Raw genomic sequence first — 22,755 nt, 5'->3', positions numbered from 1 at the left:
TCTGATTATTTAACTTAAGTTTTATTAGGGTTCCATGAATGAAGGGAAACCTATTTTCTAAGATAAACTTTTTTCAGATAGACTACAGAAAATAGCGTTTGAAGGTGAAGGATGATTTGCCTCTTCAACGCGAGATCAATAACATACTCACTCAATTGACGCGGTGGAACTGTGTTGTCGCAATGCATTTATTTTACAGGGGAAAAATTATGAGCCAAGTGGATCCTACACTGATCATTTTGCTGGTATTGGCAGGATTAGGCATTATCAGCCACAACATGACAGTAACGTTAGCCATGCTATTTTTGCTGGTGGTGCGGATCACGCCGCTGAATAATTTCTTCCCTTGGGTCGAAAAATATGGGTTAACCATCGGAATTTTAATCTTGACTATAGGTGTCATGGCGCCAATTGCGAGCGGAAAAATCTCAGCAAATGATGTATTAAGCTCCTTTTTGAATTGGAAATCATTACTGGCAATAGTGATTGGTATATTGGTTTCTTGGCTAGGCAGTCGGGGTGTAGCTCTGATGGGGAGCCAGCCTTCGACGGTGGCAGGGCTATTGGTGGGCACGGTGATTGGTGTTGCCTTATTCCGAGGCGTTCCTGTTGGACCATTGATTGCCGCAGGGATTCTGTCATTACTTATTGGTAAATCGTAATCTTGGCGATGAAAAATTCATTACAAGCGATTGTTGAGCAACTACATCATATCGGTTTTCGCCGCTTGCTGGTGTTATCTGGGGAGCATGAGTGGGTCACATCTCAGCTTGAGAAATTTCAAGATTTCTTAGCAGGGGATTGGCTCTGTCTTTCACCTGAATTACCTAATAGCATTCCACCAGAAAAAGCCCAACTATTGCTTGGTCGTGAATTTGTTCATGGTATTTTTGATGCGCGTAAAGGGTTACACAGCGAAGCGCTGGCTATCTTAGCAGGAACCCTAAAAGCAGGAAGTTTGTTGGTGCTTTGCACTCCACCCCAATCTCTGTGGGCGCAGCAAAATGATGAGGATAGTGTGAGATGGAATGAGCAATTTGGTGAAATTCCCACGCCTAATTTTGTTCATCATTTACAACGCACTTTCCGGAATCGTCCTGATGTGCTGTTTATTGATCAACAATTTGAAGAACAAAATCAATCGCGTGTACTGAATTTGCTACCCGATCACCCCAAATGGATAGCACCCAGTGGTCAGCCGACCCAACAGCAACAAGATGCGCTTGGACAATTGCTGTCAGCAGAAAACGGAGTATGGGGGTTAATAGCCCCTCGCGGACGAGGCAAGTCCACCGTTGCGGGTATGCTGATAAAAGCATGGAAAGGTGTGTGTTGGTGTTGTGCGCCAGCGAAAGTGACCACTGGTGTGATTGCTGAATATGCAGAGCATGAACTTAAATTTTGGGCGCCAGATGCGCTACTTCACTATTGCCAATCAGGGCAGAAAATTGAGGCTGATTGGCTAATTATTGATGAAGCTGCCGCCATTCCTTCCCATATCCTGCGTCAGATTATCGCCTTTTTCCCTCGGGTCCTTATGACCACGACGGTGGAAGGTTATGAGGGTACGGGGCGTGGGTTTATGATGAAATTTTGTGATAGCCTCGAAAATTTTACCTCGCTGTGGCTCACTCAGCCGATTCGCTTTGCAGAACATGACCCGCTCGAAAAGGTTATTAACCAAAGTTTATTATTGGAAAGCGCTATATCGGTGAATGTTGTGTCAGAACCGATTATTCTTAAGTCACTTAGCCAGCAGCAACTGGCTCATGATCCCAAACAACTCCACGCATTTTATGGTTTATTGACCGCAGCGCATTATCGGACTTCGCCGTTAGATTTACGCCGATTATTGGATGCGCAACACCAGCACTTTGCTGTCGCAAGCCATCATAATCAGGATGTTATTGCCGCAGTATGGATGGTGGATGAAGGGGGTTTAGATGAAAAACTGAGCTGGCAAATTTGGGCAGGACAGCGGCGCCCACGGGGAAATCTGGTTGCTCAATCCCTTGCGGCGCATTGCTATTTCCCTCAAGCCCCGACATTACGTTCTCGACGAGTGATGCGTATCGCTGTAAATGCTGGATATCGTCGCCAAAAAATTGGCTACCGGTTATTAGAATCGCAAATCGAGCAAGGCATTCAGGACGGTTTAGACTTCCTATCGGTCAGCTTTGGTTTAACCCCAGAATTATTGGCTTTTTGGCAATCATCAGGGTTCCAGATCGTGCGAATTGGGCGGCATGTTGAGGCGAGTAGCGGTTGTTTCACGGCGATGGCGATATTGCCATTATCCGCAGAAGCGCAGTCAATTTGCCATTTAGGGCAACAGAGATTAGAGCGAGATCTATTCTGGCGTCATGATCTGAATGAATTTAGTCTGAAAAGCACATTTGAACAGTATCTTGACGCTGGAGATTGGCTAGAATTGGTCGGCTTTAGCGACTACCATCGTTCGTTAGCCGCCAGTGAGCCGTCATTACAGCGTTTTTTAGCGATTTTACAGCAACAACATTCGGCTGAAATAACAGGTTCTACCCTTGCGAAGTATTATCATCAAGGGCTATCTGTGGAGTGTATTGCTATGCACTTAGGGTTAGTAGGGCAAAAACAGTGGTTAAAACACGCAAGAGCCGAAGTTGCGCAGTGGCTGAATGACTATTACCCTGAAGTGGTGAAAAGTTTAAGGCAACAAATTAGCGCTTTTTGTCTTTAGGCCAGTCGTCGTCTTCATCATCCCAGAGGTGATTATTATCTTTGTGAGGTGGAATTTCAGGTTTGTCATCTAAATACTTTTTGGGGTCGAGTCGCATCATCTCTTTTACTGAGTTCCAAATGACCCCGACTAATAACAGTAGGATGATCCACCAGTAATCGGCTAACCAATGCATATTTGCCTTCTTATTTTAATCATAATAATGTGTAGCCCTGCCCACATGACGCAGTTGGTAGGTTTTAGTGGGGTCATTTAACCATGTTTTTTGTTGTAACGGGAGAGCCTGAGTGAATATAAAGAAAATCATATTCATTACAGTAGGATGGATTGCTGTTGGCTTAGCTTTTCTTGGCGCTATTTTACCCGTCATGCCAACGACCTGTTTTTTATTATTAGCGGCATGGTGTTTTTCGCGTTCCTCACCACGCTTTCATAACTGGTTGCTATATCGTTCATGGTTCGGCGGGTATTTACGTCACTGGCAAACGCATCGCGCGCTACCAAAAGGTGTAAAACCGAAAGCCATGACATTAATTGTTATTACGTTTGCTTTTTCGATTTGGGTGGTCAGCTATGGCTGGCTAAAAATTGGGTTATTTTTAGGGATGTGTTGGTTACTGATTTTTATGTACCGCTTGCCTGTCGTGGATGTGTCAAATTCGGATCAGAATAACGAAGGTTCGTAATAAGGAAAGTTGTCACTCAGCAAGAGACTGAGTGACAGATAAATCATTCAGGCACTTTAATATAGCGGTTGAAAACATACTCAAGGTTATCTAATAACCAGGTTTTTCCACTGATATCTTCCTCGGTTAGTACCTGCCTAACAATTCCTGGCGTTAATAGCTGCTCAGCTTCATGAGACAACGGCCAATAACTAATGTGCCAAGGTTCTTCCGCTACACCTGCATTAGTTGCGGTGAAAGGGCGGTAAAAATCAAAGGTCGCCATATTGTCGGTTAACCAGTGATTAAGCTCAGCAAAATATCCCTCTTCTTGATATTCCCACGGTTCTAGTTGCAAAGTTTGTCCAGCAGGAATGCGTAGCGGGTCGTAAACATCAATCTCTGTACCCCAGTGGTGGCGGCTAGCCCCTGGTAGCGCAGACCAATGCAAGATTGCCTCACATAATTCCCCTTCAGATAATGTTGAAATATCTAACGGCTGACTGTGGGTATCAAGAACAGGGCGCTTACCAGCAAATTTTTCATTCCAAATGATCTGCTGACGAGCAAAATCACGAAAAGCACTGGCGGATTGTAGTTTAAACCCGGCGCGTGCCGCCACTTGCTGCATGGCAAGGAATGCTTTAGTGGTATTAAACTGTAGGCGGTGATTACCGCCCAAAGTCACTAAATGGTCGGTTGAGCGCCCTGTTAACATCTCGATGGAGAGAGTCATAGTAATAGTAGCTCCATGATACGTTCGTAGATCACGGCGAGCTGTTGTAAATCATCGACGCTAACGCACTCATCCACTTTATGGATTGTCGCATTCAATGGACCTAGCTCGATAACATGGGTACCCATTTGGGCGATAAAACGCCCGTCAGAGGTGCCGCCGCTGGTAGATAAGGTGGTTGCGCGCCCTGTGACTTCTTGGATCGCTTGTACTGTTGCACTTACTAATTCACTGTCGCCCGTCAAGAATGGCTGACCTGATAAGAACCAATCTAAATGATAATTCAGCCCATGGCGCTCTAACATGCCAACTACACGTTCGCGGATCACGGTATCTGTCAGTTCGGTGCTAAAACGGAAATTAAATTGTACTTTTAGTTCACCAGGAATGACGTTATCGGCGCCTGTACCTGCATTGATATTGGCTATTTGCATGCTGGTAGCTGGGAAATATTGGTTGCCATCGTCCCATTTAGTGGAGACTAACTCTTGCAGAAAGCCAGTTGCACGATGTACTGGGTTATCCGCCAGATGTGGATAGGCAACGTGCCCTTGGGTGCCCAAAATAGTTAAGTGAGCGGTGATAGAGCCGCGACGACCATTCTTAATGATGTCACCAAGCGCAGACTGGCTGGATGGTTCCCCTACTAAGCAGTAATCGACTGGCTCATGACGGGCTTGTAACGTCTCTACCACTTTTACGGTTCCGTGGGTCGCTTTAGCTTCCTCATCGGAGGTAATCAAAAACGCGAGACGACCAGTATGAGCTGGGTGTTTTTCTACAAAGCGCTCAGCGGCAACGACCATGGCGGCAATAGAGCCTTTCATGTCGGCAGCACCACGACCATATAAATGTTGATTGATAATTGTTGGCGTAAATGGCGGAGTTTGCCATTTACTGTGATCCCCAGCAGGGACGACATCGGTATGACCCGCAAAGGCGAGAGTTTTGCCATTATCACCACGGTGAGCCCAAAAATTGAGAGTATCCCCAAATGGCATTTTTTCTACCGTAAAGCCGATTTTATTCAAACGTTCGATGAGTAAATCTTGGCAACCTTGGTCATCTGGGCTGATAGAGGGGCGGGCGATAAGTTGTTTTGCAAGTTCAATGACAGGGCAATTCATTGAGTCACCTTTATTTTGTGAATTTTTTGTAGTCGTCGGTGTTAAACCCGACAAGATAATGACCATTAGCGGAAACAAGAACAGGGCGCTTGATCATCGCAGGTTCAGCCAGTAAGACTTTTTTCGCGCTATCAGCATCAACAACTGCATTTTTCTCTTCATCACTGAGCTTACGCCAAGTTGTACCTCGTTTATTTACCAAGGCTTCCCAATCGATGTGTTGCAAAAATGTAGAGAGGAGTTCATCAGTGATGCCATCAACGCGGTAATCATGGAATTGGTAGCTGACTGCGTTATCGTCTAAGTAACGGCGAGCTTTCTTAATGGTATCGCAGTTTTTAATTCCGTACATGATAGAAGGGGATGTAGGGGTGTTGGACATATGATTTTCCTCTGATGGCGAACAATGTATGCCATACATAATGCGGGAAAATACAATTATGGTCTACCCCTTTGAATCGAAAAGATTTATTAATCTAATAAGCGATTTAATAATAACTAAGGCAGAGTTAATATTCATAATTTTATATATAAATAATAAAATAATTAATTTAGGCAACTTACGTTAATTAAATTAAATCAGATTAAATTATTTTGAACGCATGTATATTAAGCTGGCTTCTAAACGAGATCGGACTCGTAATTTCTTTAAAACATTTCGAATGTGAACTTTAACGGTTTCTTCAGAAATAAATAATAGTTGAGAGATTTCTCTGTTCTTTAACCCTGCCGCCATTTCGTGCAATATTTCGCATTCACGGCGAGTTAATGTGGAGAGTGGATCTTTAGATTGATGCCGAGTAATCAGATGCTGATAAACTTTTTCGCTAAATACATGGTGTCCATCCATCGCTTTTTTCATACTATTAAGCAACATATCGAGTTCGCTATTTTTTAATAAATAACCTTGGGCACCGGCATCGATAGCGGCGTAGATATCAGTCTTCATCGTTGAGAGCGAAAGAACCAGCAAATAACTATTAGCGCAATGCTTACGTAGTAATCGAATCGTTTCGAATGTTTTATTACCATGAAGAATAGTATCTATCAGTATCATGTTGGGTTGTTTGCTGGTGGCGATATTCAGCGCTTCTTTACTATTTGAAACTTCTGCCGTTACGTCAAAGTCAGCTTTTGATTTTAATAAATGAGACAGTCCAAAACGAAAGATAGGGTGTTCATCGATAATCATAACCGTGTGATTAGACATAGTGGGTTCCTTTTTTATGTCTGACAACTTATTAGATTAACTAGAATTGATATAGTTAAAATATAATATATTTAAGATTACATGAAATCATTATTCTTAATTGATGAATTAATTAGCCGCATAAAAGCATGAATAATGGGAGCGAATATTATGGAGCTGGATATATTAAGGCTAAAAAGAAACGAGCTTTAGAATAATACATTAATTTCAAAAAAATAATAACTAAGATTGAAAAAAATTAAAGTGATTTAAAAAATGATATGAATAAAAATAATAACAATATTATGTATGTCTATAAATTCGCCATTGTATTTTTGTGGCAAATCTGTGTAAATTTCTTGTAACTGAAAGATTTTTCTGGAAATCATAGACGTGATCATGATTTGCTAACAAGATGTGTTTATACTGTGATGGCTCTTACCTTACCAAATTTTGAAAGGACTTGATGATGGATGATAAATTAAAACAAAGTGCTCTCGATTTTCATGAGTTTCCTCATCCTGGGAAAATTACTGTAACACCAACCAAACCGTTAACCACTCAACGTGACCTAGCCTTAGCTTATTCTCCTGGCGTAGCGGTACCTTGCCTAGAAATCGCGGAAGAACCACTAAAAGCGTATCGTTATACAGCGAAAGGTAACCTTGTGGGGGTTATCTCTAACGGTACTGCGGTACTAGGATTAGGGAATATCGGTGCATTGGCAGGTAAGCCTGTCATGGAAGGGAAAGGGGTGCTATTTAAGAAATTCTCGGGTATTGATGTTTTCGATATTGAAGTCGATGAAACCGATCCTGATAAGCTGATTGATATCATCGCGTCGCTGGAACCTACATTCGGCGGTATCAACCTCGAAGATATTAAAGCGCCAGAGTGCTTCTATATTGAACAAAAATTACGTGAACGCATGAATATTCCTGTGTTCCATGATGACCAACACGGAACCGCCATTATTTGTACTGCGGCGGTGATTAACGGTCTACGTATCGTTAAAAAAGACATTGGCGATGTGCGTTTAGTGGTATCCGGTGCGGGTGCCGCATCGATTGCCTGTATGAACTTATTAGTGGCGTTAGGATTAAAGCGCGAAAATATCACCGTTTGCGATTCAAAAGGGGTGATTTATAAAGGTCGCGATGAACGAATGGATGCGACTAAAGCCGCGTATGCGATTGACGATAATGGTCAGCGCACATTAGCGGATGCTATTCCTGGTGCTGACATTTTCTTAGGTTGCTCAGGTCCTCGCGTATTAACACCTGAAATGGTGAAAACCATGGCGAAAGACCCGCTGATTTTAGCATTAGCCAACCCTGAGCCGGAAATTCTGCCACCATTAGCAAAAGAAGTTCGCCCAGATGCCATTATCTGTACAGGGCGCTCTGACTATCCGAACCAAGTTAACAACGTTCTGTGCTTCCCATTCATCTTCCGCGGTGCGCTGGATGTTGGCGCAACGACAATCAACGAAGAAATGAAACTGGCTTGCGTTTACGCTATTGCTGACTTAGCGCTGGCGGAACAAAGTGAAGAAGTCGCTTCAGCGTACGGGAACCAAGATTTATTCTTTGGACCTGAATATATCATTCCAAAACCATTCGACCCGCGCCTTATCGTGAAAATTGCGCCAGCAGTAGCAAAAGCAGCAATGGAATCAGGCGTCGCGACACGTCCAATCACGGATATGGATGCGTATGTTGAAAAACTGAATCAGTTTGTTCATAAAACAAACTTATTTATGAAGCCAATTTTCTCCCAAGCGAAAAAAGAGCTAAAACGCATCGTATTAGCGGAAGGGGAAGAAGAGCGCGTATTACACGCAACTCAAGAGCTGGTTTCTCTTGGTTTAGCATTCCCTATTCTGGTAGGTCGCCCTAGCGTGATTGAAATGCGTATCCAAAAACTGGGTCTGCATATTGAGCTAGGTAAAGATTTTGAAGTGGTCAACAATGAAAATGACCCACGCTTTAAAGAGTACTGGCAAGAATATTATCAAATTATGAAACGCCGTGGTGTTTCTCAAGAAATGGCGCGCCGTGCATTAGTTGCAAACCCAACTATTATCGGCGGTATCATGGTTCTACGTGGTGAAGCTGATGGGATGATATGTGGCTCAATCGGTAGCTACAGTGAACACTACCAGGTCGTCAAAGACCTGTTCGGTTTCCGTGAAGGTGCACATACTGCAGGGGCAATGAATGCCTTGTTATTACCAACCGGTAATACCTTTATTGCAGATACTTATGTGAACGAAGATCCAACACCAGAAGAGTTAGCGGAAATCACATTAATGGCAGCGGATACCGTTCGTCGATTTGGTATTGAGCCTAAAGTTGCGCTGTTATCTCGCTCAAGCTTTGGCTCTTCAGATTGTGGTTCAGCACAAAAAATGCGCGATACACTGGCATTAGTGAAAGCGCGTGAGCCAAACTTGGAAATTGACGGGGAAATGCATGCGGATGCGGCATTGATTGAATCAATCCGTAAAGATGTGATGCCAGATAGCCCACTGAAAGGCTCAGCAAACTTACTGATTATGCCAAATATGGAAGCGGCGCGTATTAGCTATAACTTGCTGCGCGTCACCAGTTCTGATGGTGTTACTGTGGGTCCTGTACTGATGGGGGTTGCGAAACCTGTCCACGTCTTAACGCCAATCGCATCTGTTCGTCGTATTGTCAACATGGTGGCGTTAGCCGCAGTGGAAGCTCAAACGAATCCACTGTAATTAGCTTCATTATAATAGTTTCTCGAATGATTGATTAATCATCGAGTTCCGCATAAAGACTTCCATTGTGGTTAATGGGAGTCTTTTTTATTTGAAAATGATTATCATTATCTGTATTTTGAATGGCTTCAAAGTCACTATATGGAAAAGATAATGATATCAGCACGTTCTTTGAATTATTTAACGAAAAACTCCTCACTGTTGAGTTTAGGGATGCTTTTCGTTTTGAGTTTCACACAGTTAGGATGTACCTCACAAACACCAAAACCCGCTCAGCAATTGGATCCCCAACTCACACAAGCTGGCAAAATCATTGATTTAGATTCGGGTAAATCCATCACTCCTCAGCAGTTAATTCAAGAGCTTGCAGCCTCTCCTCGTGTGATTGTTGGGGAGAAACACGACAATATTTACCATCATCAAATTGAGCAATGGGTCGCCCAGGAAATGCAGCAAATACGTCCTCAAGGTGCGGTGCTGTTGGAAATGCTCACCCCAGATCAACAGAGTCGAGTTAACAATGTCCAAAAACAGATGCAAGGGAACCCGTATATTCGAGATGAAAAACTGCAAGAAATTTTACATTGGAATAGTGGTTGGCCGTGGGCGCAATATGGGGAACTCGTGAAGTATTTACTGGCTCAGCCATCCCCAGTTTTAGCCGCGAATATTAATCGAGATGCTGTGCTGAAGGCTTATGACAATCCGCCTACGATCACAGGAACACATTCAACTCAGCCTGTTATTCAGGAACTGATCAGTGAAACCATTAAACGCTCACACAATGGTGAGTTGGATGATAAACAAGCGAAAAAGATGCTGGTGATCCAGCAACTAAGAGATAGGGCGATGGCTCAAGGATTAGTAGATGCTCCGGCTCCCGCATTGTTATTTGCAGGTGGTTATCATGCAACGCGAGCGATTGGTGTGCCGTTACATATGCTCGATTTAGCACCAGATGAGCCATTGAAAGTATTGATTATTTCGGAGCAAGGCGAGGAAATCGATAACTTGCATGCGGATTATGTTTGGTACACGCCTAAATAATCAACAAAGACAAGCAATATGATGATTTAAAATCGTTAATTTTGTGAAGTAATCATCACATTTATTTACAAATAATTTCCATTTGCATTCGTTATTAATTATCATTTGCAACTCTGTAAAAGCACGTAAGATGAATATGAGCACAATAACGTTTGAAAGTGGGTATGTGAGTAGAACTTCCAAAATGGGCGGCTGGCTGGTTTTAGCCGTGGCATTGCATATTGTCATTGTGGGGTTTTTTATCTGGGTAACACACAATGCGCGATGGGAAGAATCCCTGCCGCCGCCCTCGGTGGTGATGGAGTTATCTATCGAAGCACAAGCCAAACAATTAACGGAAGTGAACATTGGTCAAACTCAAGAGCTAGCAGTGGCGAGTGAATCCCATAAAGCACAAGCAGAGGACGCCATTATTCCCACACTGCCTGTTAATGAGCAAGCGGAAGTGCAACTCACGAAAACAACGGCGAAAAAACCAAAGCCTGAGTTGAAAAAGCAGAAACAAGAACAGCAGCAAGTGAAGAAGGTGCAAACCACAGATTCGAAAGCCAGCGATGCGCCAGTGACCAGCGATGCGGCGGCACTTGTCCAAAGCCAGCAAATTGCAGCGGAACTTAATAGCCAGTCCGAAGCCCTCGATAGCCTTCAAAAAGAGTGGGAAGCGATGGTGCTTGGAAAATTGAATAAATATAAACGTTACCCTGAAGATGCAGGAAGGCGTAATCGCGTAGGTAAACCCGTGGTGATGTTTACGGTAGATAGCCAAGGCTTTTTACTTGATAGCAGTCTAGCGAATTCATCAGGCACACGTTCTTTAGACAAAGAAGCGCAGCAGGTGTTATCTCGCGCGGCACCGTTACCCGTACCGCCATCAGAAATACTTAAGAATGGACGGGTAACAGTCAGGTTACCTATTGATTTTACTCTTAATGATAAATAGATTGGACTCACCATGTGTCATAAAACCATACATAATAAAACCATGCGTAATAGAATCACCACTTATTGCGTGGTCACACTACTTGGGTTATATGCAGCCAGCAGTGCTGCGGAGGACAAAATGCTAGCACCAATAGCGAAAAAACAGCCCCATACTATGTCTATTCATGGGGATCAGCGCGTTGATAACTATTATTGGTTAAGGGACGATAACCGAGAAGCTCCTGAGATCCTTGAATATCTGAATCAAGAAAATGCCTACACCACGCAGCAGCTTGAATTGGGGGAGCCATTAAAACAGGAAATTTACGACGAATTATTATCTCGCGTAAAGCAAGATGATGAGTCTGTGCCATACAACTACAATGGCTATACATACCGTTCTCGCGTTGTCGCCGGTAAAAACTATTCCATTTATGAAAGACGCCCAATTAATAGTGATGGCGAATGGACAGTTTTGGTTGATGGTAACCAACGTGCGGAAGGTACTGAATATTACCGAATGGGGGCGCTAGCCATTTCCCCCGATAACACCACGATAGCGATCGCTGAAGACCGCCAAGGTCGTAATGATTATGCAGTTTCGTTCCGTAAAGTTGATGATGCAAAGTGGCAAGAAAATGTTCTAACTAACACCTCCGGTAATATTGTGTGGGCAAATGACAACCGCACACTGTTTTATGTTAATAAAGACAAGCAAACACTATTGCCTTATCAAGTGGTTAAGCACCAATATGGAACAGCGCAATCCGCTGATAAATTGGTGTATGAAGAAAAAGATGATACTTACTTCGTCAGTTTAGCGAAATCCACCTCCAAAGATTATATTCTGATTGGGATCACCAGCACCGAAACCTCAGAATATCGTCTTTTGGATGCAAACCAACCTGAACGTGATGCGATAGTGCTACAACCTCGCAAAACAGGTGTGGAATATTACCCTGATCATTTTAACGGCAAATTCTATATTCGCTCTAATCATCAGCATCCATTATTCGGGCTGTATATTGCGGATAATGCCACGGCACCATGGGTAAGCTTTATCGCGCCTCGTGATGATGTCGACCTTGAAGATTTTGCGTTATTTAATAACTGGTTGGTGATTGAAGAGCGCCAAAACGGCTTAGTGAATATTCGACAAATTAGTTGGTTAACCCACAAAGAGCATTCTGTGAGCTTTGATGATCCGGCTTATATGGCGTGGATTGGTAACAACCCAGAGCCAGATACGGATAAATTACGCTACGGCTACTCCTCCATGACAACACCATCCTCGGTGTATGAAATTAATATGCTGACTCAAGAGAAACAGCTATTAAAACAAGAGGAAGTGAAGGATTTCAATAAAGCGAATTATCAAAGTGAACGTATTTGGATCACTGCCCAAGATGGAGTGAAAGTACCGGTTTCGTTAGTTTATCGCAAAGATAGTTTCAAACAAGGTAAAAACCCACTTCTGGTTTACGGTTACGGTGCATATGGATATGGTATCGATCCGTCATTTAGTTCTTCTCGCTTATCCCTGCTTGATCGCGGATTTGTGTATGCTATTGCCCATATTCGTGGTGGAGGGGACTTAGGAAAGAATTGGTACATTCAGGGTAAAACCGTCCATAAGATGAACACCTTTACGGACTTCATTGATGTGACTAATGCCTTGTTGACGCAAGGCTATGGGGAAAAAGGTCATGTCTATGCCATGGGCGGTAGCGCAGGTGGCTTACTGATGGGCGCTGTTGTCAATATGGCTCCTGATCTGTATGAAGGTGTGGTTTCTGCAGTGCCATTTGTTGATGTTGTCACGACCATGCTTGACCCTTCAATTCCACTGACTACAGGGGAATATGATGAGTGGGGTAATCCAGAGAATGAGGAAGATTACTGGCGCATTAAAGCCTATAGCCCATATGACAATATCAAAGCCCAACATTACCCGCATATTTTGGTCACCACAGGGCTGCATGATTCTCAAGTACAATATTGGGAGCCTGCAAAGTGGGTAGCAAAACTGCGAGAGCTGAAACAAGGCAATTCTTTATTGTTATTAGAAACCAATATGAATGCCGGACACGGTGGAAAATCCGGCCGCTTTAATGCTTTGGATGATATTGCGAGAGAATATAGCTTTATTCTGATGTTAGAAAATAAAGCAAAATATTTTCCAGATTTAAAATAGCGTTACCCATAATAATTAGCCAAAAATAAGGCTATTAAGGATCAGCTGTACGGTTTATAAACACTGTAGCTGATCCTATTCGCAGACATTATTTTTATTCTGCGTTTGCAATGTGAGCGACTGTTTTATCAGTACGTTTACAGGAATGGTTTAATGAATAATAAAATAATAATCATGGTGGCTGGGACTATTTCCGCTGGCTTCCACGGCTTCGCTTTGTCTGAAAACACACAGCAGACAAATAAACAGAAAGATGATGTGGTTAATTTTAGCCAATTAACAGTGTCGGGCGCGCAAAAACAAACGCCGTTGGTCAAAGCATTGGAAAAACCAGGCGCCTATAGCGCAGTCGGCACCGAAAATAAATTGCAATCCATGGATAAGATTATCCGTTCGATGCCCGGAACCTATACCCAAATGGATGCGAGCCAAGGCACCATCAATGTGAATATTCGCGGGCTGAGTGGCTTTGGGCGCGTAAACATGATGGTGGATGGTGTCACACAAAGCTATTACGGAATATCGCCGAGTAAATTCACTCACGGTATGCAGCCGAGTAATGACTTTGGTTCACTTATTGACCCTAACTTTATTGTGGAGGTTGAGGTAGAAAAGGGGCAATTGAATGGCAGCAACAGCGTTAACGCCTTAGCGGGAAGCGCCAACTTTCGAACCTTATCGATTGATGATGTGATTTTCAAAGATAATTTGTGGGGAGTACGTAGCAAAGGGAGCTGGGGAGATAATGGACTCGGCTATAACGGCATGGTTTCTGTCGCGGGAAAATCATTATTAAATGAGGGTGATGGGTATTTTGGCGGCTTAATTGCCGTGAGTGGGCATAATATCCCAGGCAGTTATAAAAATGGTGATGGATTTGATACAGATGAATTTGCAACGGATCCGACATTCAAACAAAAACCGCAATCTCAATTAACCAAATTAAAATATAAACCGAATGATAGCCATGAAGTCGAATTCAGCGGTCGATTTTTACAAAATAAATTAACCAGCCGTAAGATTAATAGTGAAGATTATTATCTTAAATATAAATACACGCCAATTAACGAATTGATTGATGTGGAAGTGCTGGCGAGCCATGGATTTAATACCCAAAAATTCCAAGGTGAGCCAATTGGTGGTGCATTAAAAGACGCCGAATCAGAGAATAAATCTGACAGTATTAATATTTCCAATACCAGCCGTTTTTCTTATGGTGACACTGATTTTAAGTGGCAGATTGGTTCGAAATTAATGAAGACCAAATACCAAAAAATCACAAAGCCTGTAGAAGATCCAAATACGATTACTTACAACCCATTCTCGCCGAGTGGCACACAAGATATTGCGAGCTTGTATACGCAATTTGAGGCGCAGTACGATATTTATACTGCTACATTCGACCTCAATTATTTAAATTATCGCGTTCAAGGGTATAAACCCGCTTGTGATGAAACTGAGAAATGCTTCCCTCAAGAAGCCAGTACGTTAAATTTACGAGAAAGTGGTATTAACCCAGGAGTGTTAGTTTCGGCACAAATTATTCCTGAATTTCAGCCATTTGTGAGTTACGCGCATTCGATGCGTGCGCCAAATTCTCAAGAAGCCTTTTTCTCCCAAAATGGCGGTCAGAGTATGAATCCATTCTTAAAAGGGGAAAAAGCACAAACTTGGCAAATTGGTTTTAATAGTTTCAAGCCGGACCTAGTGGTGGAAGGAGACCAATTTAACCTAAAAGCACTGTGGTTCCATACTCATATTAAAGACTACATTACCAGTAAATCCTTCATGTTATGCCGTGCAACCTCTCAAGAAGAATTTGATTGGTGCTTAATTAACGATGATGTGTGGGATAAAGAAAATCCAGATATTTTTCAACGTGCTGATATGTATGTGAACGACCCTCGAGATGTTAATTTGCGCGGTTATGAGTTGCAAGCTAACTACGATGCTGGCGTGTTTTACTCCATGGTTTCTTACACCAAAGAGTCTGGCAAACAACCAGTATCAATCAACAGTACATCGGTATTTAGTGCAGGGGACTTTACTCAATTACCTGAATATTACGTGACTTTAGATTCGGGAGTTCGCCTGTTTGATGAAAAACTGACCGTAGGCTCGACAGTGACATGGACGGGACCATCTAAACGTATCAGTCCAATTCCTGACGGTGACATGAACGGGGATGCAATGACGGAAAAGTATGAAAAACAGCCAACTATCGTTGATCTGTACGCAGACTATGAAATCAATAAACATTTCAAATTAATGATGGCGATTAATAACCTCACTAATGAAAACTACACCGACGTGCTAAACCGTGCGAACTCTGGCGCAGTGATGGAAGAACGCGGCAGAAACAATGAAACGGGAAGAGGGCGCAGTTATATGATTGGCGGTCAAGTGCGCTTCTAATCAGGAAATTGCTAACGGAAAGCGTTTAGTATTATTTTTAGTCTTACTCTTACTCTCTAAGGAAGATTGATAGGCTTATTATCTAAACGCTTTTCAATATTGGATACTCGACTCTCAGTTTATCCCTTTGGATTCATTACAATCAACTAATAAAAGTATGGAGATTGCAATGAAAACTATCAATAAAATCAATGTGCTTGATTTAATTTCGCCAGAAATGCAAAAAGTTATTCAATATTATGAACAACAGATACCAGCTGAGCCAACTGATGGAAGCTATGAAGCTCAGCGTATTGCTTATAACGAAGATCGCCGTTATTGGAACGCCAACGCACCTGAACTTTTTCGTGTTGAAAACATGACGGTTAAAACCGTCAAAGGTGACGTTGTCACGAAAATTTATCACCCTATTGAACATACACCTGCCACACTGTTTTATCTACACGGTGGCGGGTTTATCCTCGGCAATCTTGATACTCATGACCGAATTATGCGTTTATTAGCGTTGTATTCTGGCTGTACGGTCATCGGTATTGATTATTCACTTTCCCCTGAAGCACGTTATCCTCAAGCGATTGAAGAAGCGACGGCGGTATGCCAGTTTTATTATCAACATGCTGAAAAATATGCGCTAAATATGCATCACATTGGATTTGCGGGGGATTCTGCTGGCGCGATGTTATCTCTTGCTACCGTGTTATGGTTGCGAGATAAACGAATCTACTGTGGTGATATCTGCGCAGTTTTACTGTGGTATGGGTTATATGGTTTACAAGATTCCGGCAGCCGCCGTTTATATGGTGGTGAATGGGATGGGCTAAGACGAGAAGAACTCCAAGAGTATGACAATGCATACTTAGGCGAACAAGGAAGCCGTGAAGAACCTTACTATTGCTTGTTCAATAACGATCTTACGCGAGATGTTCCACCATGTTTTATTGCAAGTGCGGAATATGACCCGTTACTTGATGATAGCGCAACATTATTTCAAACGCTCCAATCACATAAAATACCTTGTGAATATAAAATGTATCCAGGAGTGCTACATGCCTTTTTGCATTATTCGCGCCTTATGCCAACGGCGGATAGCGCCATTCGAGATGGCGCGGAATATTTTAAAAAACGGCTATTTGGGTGATTTTTTTGCTCGAACCTTCTGAATATTGGTAACTTGGCTTTCAACCCATCCATCATTTAAGCGAGTTTTGAGCTGTTGACCTAATTTCACCTGGCTGGTTTTTTTTAATACCGCGCCATCCGTGGTTTCGCTGATACTGAAACCTCGGGCGAGGGTAGCAAGAGGGCTGACAGCCTCCATTTTTGAGCAGGCAACAGCAAAACGCTGGCGGTAGTTATTCACTAACTGGGTCAGCATATTCTGCAAATGGTATTGAGTTTGCTGCAATTGGCGCTGTTGGCGTTGCAATTGAGGGCGCAGGTCATTTTGCATCAAACGGCGTTGGTTTTTATCGAATGTAAAGGAGGCGAATTGTAGCTGGCGGCTGATGGCATTGGTCAGTTTTTGGCGTAAGGCTGAAAGCTGATTTTGTTGCCGAGCAAGGCGTAATTGCGGGTGTTGCTGCTGTAAACGGTGCTGAAGACGTGCGAAACGTTGCTGCTGAGCTGCCAAATAATAATCCATCGCCATCTCTAGGTGCTGTTGCCCTGATTTCAATTGGCGAAGCATTTCGGTTTGATTGCGACTAACAAGCTCTGCGGCTGCAGATGGCGTAGGTGCGCGTACGTCGGCAACATAATCGGCGATGGTCACATCCGTTTCATGCCCAACGGCGCTTATGATTGGTAATCGGCTAGCAAAAATAGCGCGCGCTACGACCTCTTCGTTGAATGCCCATAAATCTTCCAGTGACCCGCCTCCACGCCCCACAATGAGAACGTCGCATTCATTGCGTAGGTTTGCCAGCTCGATGGCTCTGGCGATTTGTGCCGGCGCTAAATCCCCTTGAACTGCCGTCGGGTAGATAACTACGGGTAGGGATGGATCACGGCGATGCAGGATATTTAAAATGTCATGCAGGGCAGCACCGGTTGCAGAGGTAATAATCCCCACACGTTTTGCTGGAGATGGTAAGGCCTGCTTGTGAATAACATCAAATAGCCCTTGGGCATTGAGGGTTTGTTTGAGTAGCTCAAAGCGCTGTTGCAATAAACCTTCACCAGCGGGCTGCATGCTTTCAATGATTAGCTGATAGTCTCCACGCGGCTCATACAGTGTGACAGTGGCACGGACTAACACCTGTTGCCCATTTTGCGGACGGAAAGTGACGCGAGTATTTTGCCCACGGAACATCGCCGCGCGAACTTGGGCACGATCATCTTTGAGTGTCAGGTACCAATGTCCCGAACTTGGTTGCGAAAAATTGGATATTTCGGCCGTTAACCAAATTCGTCCCATTTGGGTATCAAGAAGTTCTCTTACCGTTTGGTTGAGCTTGCTGACTGAGTAAATTGCGCTATTTTGTTGAGTCGACATGTGAGCTAGATCAAACTTTAAAACAATGACTTAATTGACTGATACTAACGTAGCCGACGGACTTATCAAGTTTTTTTTGAAAAAAGTGCTGGAAGCAACCGATTACGGTGTGTATAATGCCGCGGCAATATTTTATACCTTTCATAACGCTGCCTGGTGGGATATTGCCTATGTTACGCATTAAAAAAGAAGCACTAACTTTCGACGATGTTTTACTCGTCCCTGCACACTCAACTGTACTGCCAAACACGGCAGATCTGTCCACTCAACTGACCGCAAAAATCCGCCTGAACATTCCTATGCTCTCCGCAGCGATGGATACTGTCACCGAATCTGATCTGGCTATCGCACTGGCTCAAGAAGGTGGTATTGGATTTATCCATAAAAACATGTCCATTGAGCGCCAAGCTGAAGAAGTCCGTCGTGTGAAAAAACATGAAAGCGGCGTCGTGACTGATCCTGTCACTGTTACCCCAGAAACCACAATTCGTGAAGTGCAAGAAATGGCTGAACGTAATGGTTTCGCGGGTTATCCTGTGGTTTCTAAAGATAATTCTTTAGTGGGTATTATTACAGGTCGTGACGTACGTTTCGTGACGGATTTAGACCAACCAGTAACTGCGGTGATGACGCCAAAAGAGCGTTTAGTCACCGTGAAAGAAGGCGAAGCACGCGAAGTCGTTTTACAAAAAATGCATGAGCAACGTGTTGAGAAAGCCTTAGTTATCGATGATAACTTCCATCTGTTAGGTATGATCACCGTTAAAGATTTCCAAAAAGCAGAACGTAAACCAAACGCATGTAAAGACGAGCAAGGTCGTCTGCGTGTGGGTGCGGCTGTTGGTGCCGGCGCAGGTAACGAAGAACGTGTTGATGCACTGGTTGCAGCAGGCGTTGACGTTCTGCTCATTGACTCATCACACGGTCATTCTGAAGGGGTTTTACAGCGTATTCGTGAAACTCGCCAAAAATACCCTGATTTGCAAATCATTGGTGGTAACGTTGCAACAGCGGAAGGCGCGAAAGCGTTAGCAGACGCTGGCGTTAGCGCAGTGAAAGTGGGGATCGGCCCAGGTTCAATTTGTACGACTCGTATCGTGACTGGCGTGGGTGTACCTCAAATCACGGCAATTGCTGAAGCCGCGGGTGCATTAGAAGGCACTGGCATTCCTGTTATTGCAGATGGTGGTATCCGCTTCTCTGGCGATATCTCTAAAGCTATCGCGGCAGGTGCAGCGTGTGTGATGGTCGGTTCCATGTTTGCAGGTACCGAAGAATCTCCGGGTGAAACTATCCTGTTCCAAGGTCGTACCTATAAAGCATACCGCGGCATGGGTTCTCTGGGGGCAATGTCTAAAGGTTCTTCAGACCGTTATTTCCAATCTGATAATGCAGCAGATAAACTGGTGCCTGAAGGTATCGAAGGTCGCGTGGCTTACAAAGGTCGCTTAAAAGAGATCATTCACCAACAAATGGGTGGCTTACGCTCATGTATGGGTCTGACAGGCTGCGGTACTATCGATATGCTGAGAACGAAAGCTGAATTCGTGCGTATCAGTGGAGCAGGTATTCAAGAAAGCCACGTTCATGATGTGACTATCACTAAAGAGTCTCCTAACTATCGCTTAGGGCAGTAATTATTGTTTAGGATAATAACGCCATTTCGGGGTGCTATTATCTTTTAAAACAGTAATCAAAAAGTTTCAGGGTGGCGCCCATATTGATGGCGTCACCACCTTTTATTTTGACTTGAATTGCTGGAATTCTCCTCAAATGACTACAAATATCCATAAGCATCGCATTCTTATCCTTGATTTCGGCTCTCAGTATACTCAGCTGATTGCGCGTCGTATCCGTGAAATTGGCGTCTACTGTGAACTGTGGGCGTGGGATGTAACCGAAGAGCAAATCAGAGAGTTTAATCCTAACGGGATTATCTTGTCTGGTGGCCCAGAAAGTACGACAGAAGCGGATAGCCCACGTGCACCAGAGTATGTATTTAATGCGGGCGTCCCTGTTTTAGGTATCTGCTACGGCATGCAAACTATGTCCATGCAATTAGGTGGTGCGGTTGAAGTGTCTGGCGAACGTGAGTTTGGTTATGCGAACGTTGAAATTCTGGAAGATTGCGACCTGTTCCGCGGCATCCAAGATGCGCTGAACGAAGATGGCAAGCCAGTTTTAGATGTGTGGATGAGCCATGGCGATAAAGTGACCGCTATCCCGTCTAGCTTCAAAACGATTGCAAGCACGCCAAGCTGTCCATATGCCATCATGGCTGACGTTGAGAAGCGTTTCTACGGTGTTCAGTTCCACCCAGAAGTGACTCACACTCATCAAGGTTTAAATATTTTAAAACGTTTCGTATTGGATCTGTGCCAATGTGAAGCGCTGTGGACATCAGCCGCAATTATCGAAGATACCGTTGCTCGCCTGAAAGAACAAATCGGTGATGACCATGTTCTGTTAGCACTGTCTGGCGGTGTGGATTCTTCTGTTACTGCGCTATTATTAAATCGTGCGATTGGTAAGCGCCTGACCTGCGTATTCGTTGATAACGGTTTATTGCGTTTAAATGAAGCTGACCAAGTCATGGAAATGTTCCAAGGTAAATTTGACCTGAACATCATCCACGCGAAAGCAGAAGACCGCTTTATGAACGCACTGGCTGGCATTTCAGATCCAGAAGCTAAGCGTAAGAAAATTGGTCACGTATTTATCGAAGTGTTCGATGAAGAGTCGTCTAAGCTGCCAAATATCAAATGGTTGGCTCAAGGAACGATTTACCCAGATATTATCGAGTCTGCGGCATCAGCAACAGGTAAAGCGCACGTTATTAAATCTCACCATAACGTGGGTGGCTTACCGGAAGATATGAAGCTGGGTCTGGTTGAACCTTTGAAAGAGCTGTTCAAAGATGAAGTGCGTAAGATTGGTCTGGAGTTAGGCCTGCCATACGATATGCTGTATCGTCATCCATTCCCAGGCCCAGGTTTAGGTGTTCGTGTTCTGGGCGAAGTGAAGAAAGAGTATTGTGATCTGCTACGTCGCGCAGATGCTATCTTTATCGAAGAGCTGCACAAAGCGGATCTGTACAATAAAGTTAGCCAAGCATTCACCGTATTCTTACCAGTGCGCTCTGTTGGCGTAATGGGTGATGGTCGTAAGTATGACTGGGTTGTTTCTCTGCGTGCAGTTGAAACCATCGACTTTATGACTGCTCACTGGGCTCACTTGCCATATGACTTCTTAGGTCGCGTGTCTAATCGCATTATCAATGAAGTGAATGGCATTTCCCGCGTAGTTTATGACATCAGTGGCAAGCCACCAGCGACCATTGAGTGGGAATAATAGAGTTATTGTTGATAACAATGTTTAGTTGTCGATAAATTCAAAGGCATCAGTTAGTTACTGGTGCCTTTTTGTTTTTTCATTAATTGAATTACCATTCTAGCTCTTCACCTTTGTTGCTAATGTATTGCTTTGAGATTAGTTGCTGCTTTCTACCTTGTCATTTCCTTAATTTTTTCAACGTAGACTCATTGAACTCCATTCTTATTCATAGCGTCCTTAAATAGGGACACAGCCAGTATAAAGATGATTTAAAGTCCATATTAGTGAACTTTAAATATGAGTTGCTTTCTTTCTAGGAACAATAGTCCCTAACGAATAGCATAGGCCAGTTAGCCCTGCGAGGCTTAACGGCAAAATCATGACGCTATCATTTTTGAGTGGGTTATCTAGGTTAAACATAATCACGATTAAAAATAAATTACTCGCAAAGGTGGCGGCGGTATAGATAACAGCCACCTTTTGAGGTAAACGAATTAACGAAAAATTTTCGGCAAACTTATCAAAATGCTCCCAAATAAGGTGAATAACTAAGTAAGCAAGAATAAGCGTAAAGTAAAATATGCTGAGTGCTTGTGTTGTTTGTGGATGGAAAAACTCAATCATATTTTATCGAGATATAGATGAAAATAACGCTGAGTATAGCCGCTAGAATATAAATATTAGTGGTTGTTAAAATCAGAGATGGAACGATAAGCGATATAGCACCATTGAGTGCTAAGGCGGAACCAACTCCTCCTGTAAGAGGATTCATTATCTTTTGAATTATCCAATTCATAGTTTCCCTTATTAGTTAAAATAACGTGCGTTAAAAACGAGATAACGGAACAGTCAACAAGGCTGAGGATTAAAACACAAGCCCCAAACACAAACGCACCCAGAATAATATTATCCAAAAAGAAAAACATACCCCGAACAAGGTAATTTAAAGCAGAAAAAATGATTATGAGAGCAGCCTCGTAAAAAACATTATTGAGGCAGTTTAGAGGTAGTTGTATTGCAGTAAACAAGATATGAGAAAAGAAATTCCAGAGTGATTTTCATTATAAATTCACTTAAAGTGATTTTTTATTCAAATATTGGTAATTATTGCTTGTTCAATTAATTCATATTGTTATTATCAGTAGCCTATATACATCGAAAGTATA

General features: G+C 43.2%; 18 protein-coding genes. 11 read left to right on the top strand and 7 right to left on the bottom strand.

Annotated features, from left to right (window positions below; translation table 11 throughout):
* Nucleotides 1-209 precede the first annotated feature (209 nt).
* Together M5X66_RS09215 and M5X66_RS09210 are read left to right on the top strand one after the other, a co-directional pair.
* Entirely contained in the window at nucleotides 210-662 is a 453-nt protein-coding gene (locus tag M5X66_RS09215) for a DUF441 domain-containing protein (RefSeq protein WP_036953250.1), read from the top strand.
* Nucleotides 663-670: 8 nt separating this feature from the next.
* Nucleotides 671-2,719, top strand: a complete 2,049-nt coding sequence (locus M5X66_RS09210; RefSeq protein WP_270103445.1) for a tRNA(Met) cytidine acetyltransferase TmcA — start codon at nucleotides 671-673, stop codon at nucleotides 2,717-2,719.
* Here the strand turns inward: M5X66_RS09210 and M5X66_RS09205 are convergent.
* Nucleotides 2,700-2,894 (bottom strand): YpfN family protein, encoded by a 195-nt coding sequence (locus M5X66_RS09205; RefSeq protein ID WP_036953252.1) that lies wholly within the window; start codon nucleotides 2,892-2,894, stop codon nucleotides 2,700-2,702. The two genes, M5X66_RS09210 and M5X66_RS09205, sit on opposite strands and share 20 nt — an antisense overlap.
* Before the next feature lie 118 nt (nucleotides 2,895-3,012).
* Here M5X66_RS09205 and M5X66_RS09200 point away from each other — a divergent pair, with 118 nt between their 5' ends.
* Nucleotides 3,013-3,405 (top strand): DUF454 family protein, encoded by a 393-nt coding sequence (locus M5X66_RS09200; protein WP_036953425.1) that lies wholly within the window; start codon nucleotides 3,013-3,015, stop codon nucleotides 3,403-3,405.
* A 43-nt stretch (nucleotides 3,406-3,448) separates the two neighbouring features.
* Here the strand turns inward: M5X66_RS09200 and M5X66_RS09195 are convergent, their stop codons facing one another.
* The 4 genes from M5X66_RS09195 to M5X66_RS09180 form a co-directional block, all read right to left on the bottom strand.
* Nucleotides 3,449-4,120 (bottom strand): M15 family metallopeptidase, encoded by a 672-nt coding sequence (locus M5X66_RS09195; protein WP_036953254.1) that lies wholly within the window; start codon nucleotides 4,118-4,120, stop codon nucleotides 3,449-3,451.
* Complete coding sequence (gene dapE / locus M5X66_RS09190; protein WP_036953255.1) at nucleotides 4,117-5,247, bottom strand: succinyl-diaminopimelate desuccinylase; 1,131 nt, start codon at nucleotides 5,245-5,247, stop codon at nucleotides 4,117-4,119. The genes M5X66_RS09195 and dapE overlap by 4 nt, the downstream gene beginning before the upstream one ends.
* Nucleotides 5,248-5,257: 10 nt before the next feature.
* On the bottom strand, nucleotides 5,258-5,629 hold the full coding sequence (locus M5X66_RS09185) for an ArsC family reductase (RefSeq protein ID WP_270103444.1): 372 nt from the start codon (nucleotides 5,627-5,629) through the stop codon (nucleotides 5,258-5,260).
* Nucleotides 5,630-5,836: 207 nt separating this feature from the next.
* Nucleotides 5,837-6,457, bottom strand: coding sequence for a LuxR C-terminal-related transcriptional regulator (locus M5X66_RS09180; protein WP_036953257.1), 621 nt, complete (start codon nucleotides 6,455-6,457; stop codon nucleotides 5,837-5,839).
* Between the two features lie 448 nt (nucleotides 6,458-6,905).
* On the opposite strand from M5X66_RS09180, the gene maeB reads away from it, so the two are divergent.
* The 6 genes from maeB (at nucleotide 6,906) to aes (ending at nucleotide 16,900) form a co-directional block, all read left to right on the top strand.
* The gene (maeB, locus tag M5X66_RS09175) at nucleotides 6,906-9,185 is read left to right on the top strand and encodes an NADP-dependent oxaloacetate-decarboxylating malate dehydrogenase (RefSeq protein WP_154599204.1); all 2,280 of its coding nucleotides are present in this window, start codon (nucleotides 6,906-6,908) and stop codon (nucleotides 9,183-9,185) included.
* A gap of 153 nt (nucleotides 9,186-9,338) precedes the next feature.
* Nucleotides 9,339-10,232 carry a ChaN family lipoprotein gene (locus tag M5X66_RS09170; protein WP_270103443.1) on the top strand — a complete coding sequence of 298 codons (894 nt, stop codon included), beginning with the start codon at nucleotides 9,339-9,341 and terminating at the stop codon, nucleotides 10,230-10,232.
* A 166-nt stretch (nucleotides 10,233-10,398) separates the two neighbouring features.
* Nucleotides 10,399-11,172, top strand: a complete 774-nt coding sequence (locus M5X66_RS09165; RefSeq protein WP_336432852.1) for an energy transducer TonB — start codon at nucleotides 10,399-10,401, stop codon at nucleotides 11,170-11,172.
* 42 nt (nucleotides 11,173-11,214) lie between these two features.
* Nucleotides 11,215-13,347, top strand: coding sequence for a S9 family peptidase (locus M5X66_RS09160; protein ID WP_154609565.1), 2,133 nt, complete (start codon nucleotides 11,215-11,217; stop codon nucleotides 13,345-13,347).
* Nucleotides 13,348-13,500: 153 nt separating this feature from the next.
* Nucleotides 13,501-15,762 (top strand): TonB-dependent receptor domain-containing protein, encoded by a 2,262-nt coding sequence (locus M5X66_RS09155; protein ID WP_270103441.1) that lies wholly within the window; start codon nucleotides 13,501-13,503, stop codon nucleotides 15,760-15,762.
* 169 nt (nucleotides 15,763-15,931) lie between these two features.
* The gene (aes, locus tag M5X66_RS09150) at nucleotides 15,932-16,900 is read left to right on the top strand and encodes an acetyl esterase (protein WP_036953265.1); all 969 of its coding nucleotides are present in this window, start codon (nucleotides 15,932-15,934) and stop codon (nucleotides 16,898-16,900) included.
* On the opposite strand, the gene xseA is transcribed toward aes, so the two are convergent.
* Entirely contained in the window at nucleotides 16,889-18,256 is a 1,368-nt protein-coding gene (gene xseA, locus M5X66_RS09145) for an exodeoxyribonuclease VII large subunit (protein ID WP_036953267.1), read from the bottom strand. The genes aes and xseA overlap by 12 nt on opposite strands.
* Nucleotides 18,257-18,426: 170 nt before the next feature.
* On the opposite strand from xseA, the gene guaB reads away from it, so the two are divergent.
* Together guaB and guaA are read left to right on the top strand one after the other, a co-directional pair.
* On the top strand, nucleotides 18,427-19,893 hold the full coding sequence (guaB, locus tag M5X66_RS09140; RefSeq protein WP_036953269.1) for an IMP dehydrogenase: 1,467 nt from the start codon (nucleotides 18,427-18,429) through the stop codon (nucleotides 19,891-19,893).
* 136 nt (nucleotides 19,894-20,029) lie between these two features.
* Nucleotides 20,030-21,607 carry a glutamine-hydrolyzing GMP synthase gene (guaA, locus tag M5X66_RS09135; RefSeq protein ID WP_036953431.1) on the top strand — a complete coding sequence of 526 codons (1,578 nt, stop codon included), beginning with the start codon at nucleotides 20,030-20,032 and terminating at the stop codon, nucleotides 21,605-21,607.
* A gap of 273 nt (nucleotides 21,608-21,880) precedes the next feature.
* Here the strand turns inward: guaA and M5X66_RS09130 are convergent, their stop codons facing one another.
* Nucleotides 21,881-22,213: a hypothetical protein gene (locus tag M5X66_RS09130; RefSeq protein WP_154599208.1), complete on the bottom strand. Its 333-nt coding sequence runs from the start codon at nucleotides 22,211-22,213 to the stop codon at nucleotides 21,881-21,883.
* Nucleotides 22,214-22,755: the final 542 nt, after the last annotated feature.

It is taken from the genome of Providencia sp. PROV188, assembly GCF_027595165.1.
Lineage (GTDB): Bacteria > Pseudomonadota > Gammaproteobacteria > Enterobacterales > Enterobacteriaceae > Providencia > Providencia lanzhouensis.
This window is presented reverse-complemented; position numbering and strand designations above follow the sequence as displayed.

Excerpts from the sequence above, each read along its gene's own strand:
- guaB (WP_036953269.1), top strand. The coding sequence starts at position 18,427 with ATGTTACGCATTAAAAAAGAAGCACTAACTTTCGACGATGTTTTACTC.
- xseA (WP_036953267.1), bottom strand. The coding sequence starts at position 18,256 with ATGTCGACTCAACAAAATAGCGCAATTTACTCAGTCAGCAAGCTCAAC.
- M5X66_RS09195 (WP_036953254.1), bottom strand. The coding sequence starts at position 4,120 with ATGACTCTCTCCATCGAGATGTTAACAGGGCGCTCAACCGACCATTTA.
- M5X66_RS09155 (WP_270103441.1), top strand. The coding sequence starts at position 13,501 with ATGAATAATAAAATAATAATCATGGTGGCTGGGACTATTTCCGCTGGC.
- M5X66_RS09130 (WP_154599208.1), bottom strand. The coding sequence starts at position 22,213 with ATGATTGAGTTTTTCCATCCACAAACAACACAAGCACTCAGCATATTT.
- M5X66_RS09215 (WP_036953250.1), top strand. The coding sequence starts at position 210 with ATGAGCCAAGTGGATCCTACACTGATCATTTTGCTGGTATTGGCAGGA.
- M5X66_RS09210 (WP_270103445.1), top strand. The coding sequence starts at position 671 with ATGAAAAATTCATTACAAGCGATTGTTGAGCAACTACATCATATCGGT.
- guaA (WP_036953431.1), top strand. The coding sequence starts at position 20,030 with ATGACTACAAATATCCATAAGCATCGCATTCTTATCCTTGATTTCGGC.
- M5X66_RS09185 (WP_270103444.1), bottom strand. The coding sequence starts at position 5,629 with ATGTCCAACACCCCTACATCCCCTTCTATCATGTACGGAATTAAAAAC.
- dapE (WP_036953255.1), bottom strand. The coding sequence starts at position 5,247 with ATGAATTGCCCTGTCATTGAACTTGCAAAACAACTTATCGCCCGCCCC.
- M5X66_RS09205 (WP_036953252.1), bottom strand. The coding sequence starts at position 2,894 with ATGCATTGGTTAGCCGATTACTGGTGGATCATCCTACTGTTATTAGTC.
- aes (WP_036953265.1), top strand. The coding sequence starts at position 15,932 with ATGAAAACTATCAATAAAATCAATGTGCTTGATTTAATTTCGCCAGAA.
- maeB (WP_154599204.1), top strand. The coding sequence starts at position 6,906 with ATGGATGATAAATTAAAACAAAGTGCTCTCGATTTTCATGAGTTTCCT.
- M5X66_RS09180 (WP_036953257.1), bottom strand. The coding sequence starts at position 6,457 with ATGTCTAATCACACGGTTATGATTATCGATGAACACCCTATCTTTCGT.
- M5X66_RS09160 (WP_154609565.1), top strand. The coding sequence starts at position 11,215 with ATGCGTAATAGAATCACCACTTATTGCGTGGTCACACTACTTGGGTTA.
- M5X66_RS09170 (WP_270103443.1), top strand. The coding sequence starts at position 9,339 with ATGATATCAGCACGTTCTTTGAATTATTTAACGAAAAACTCCTCACTG.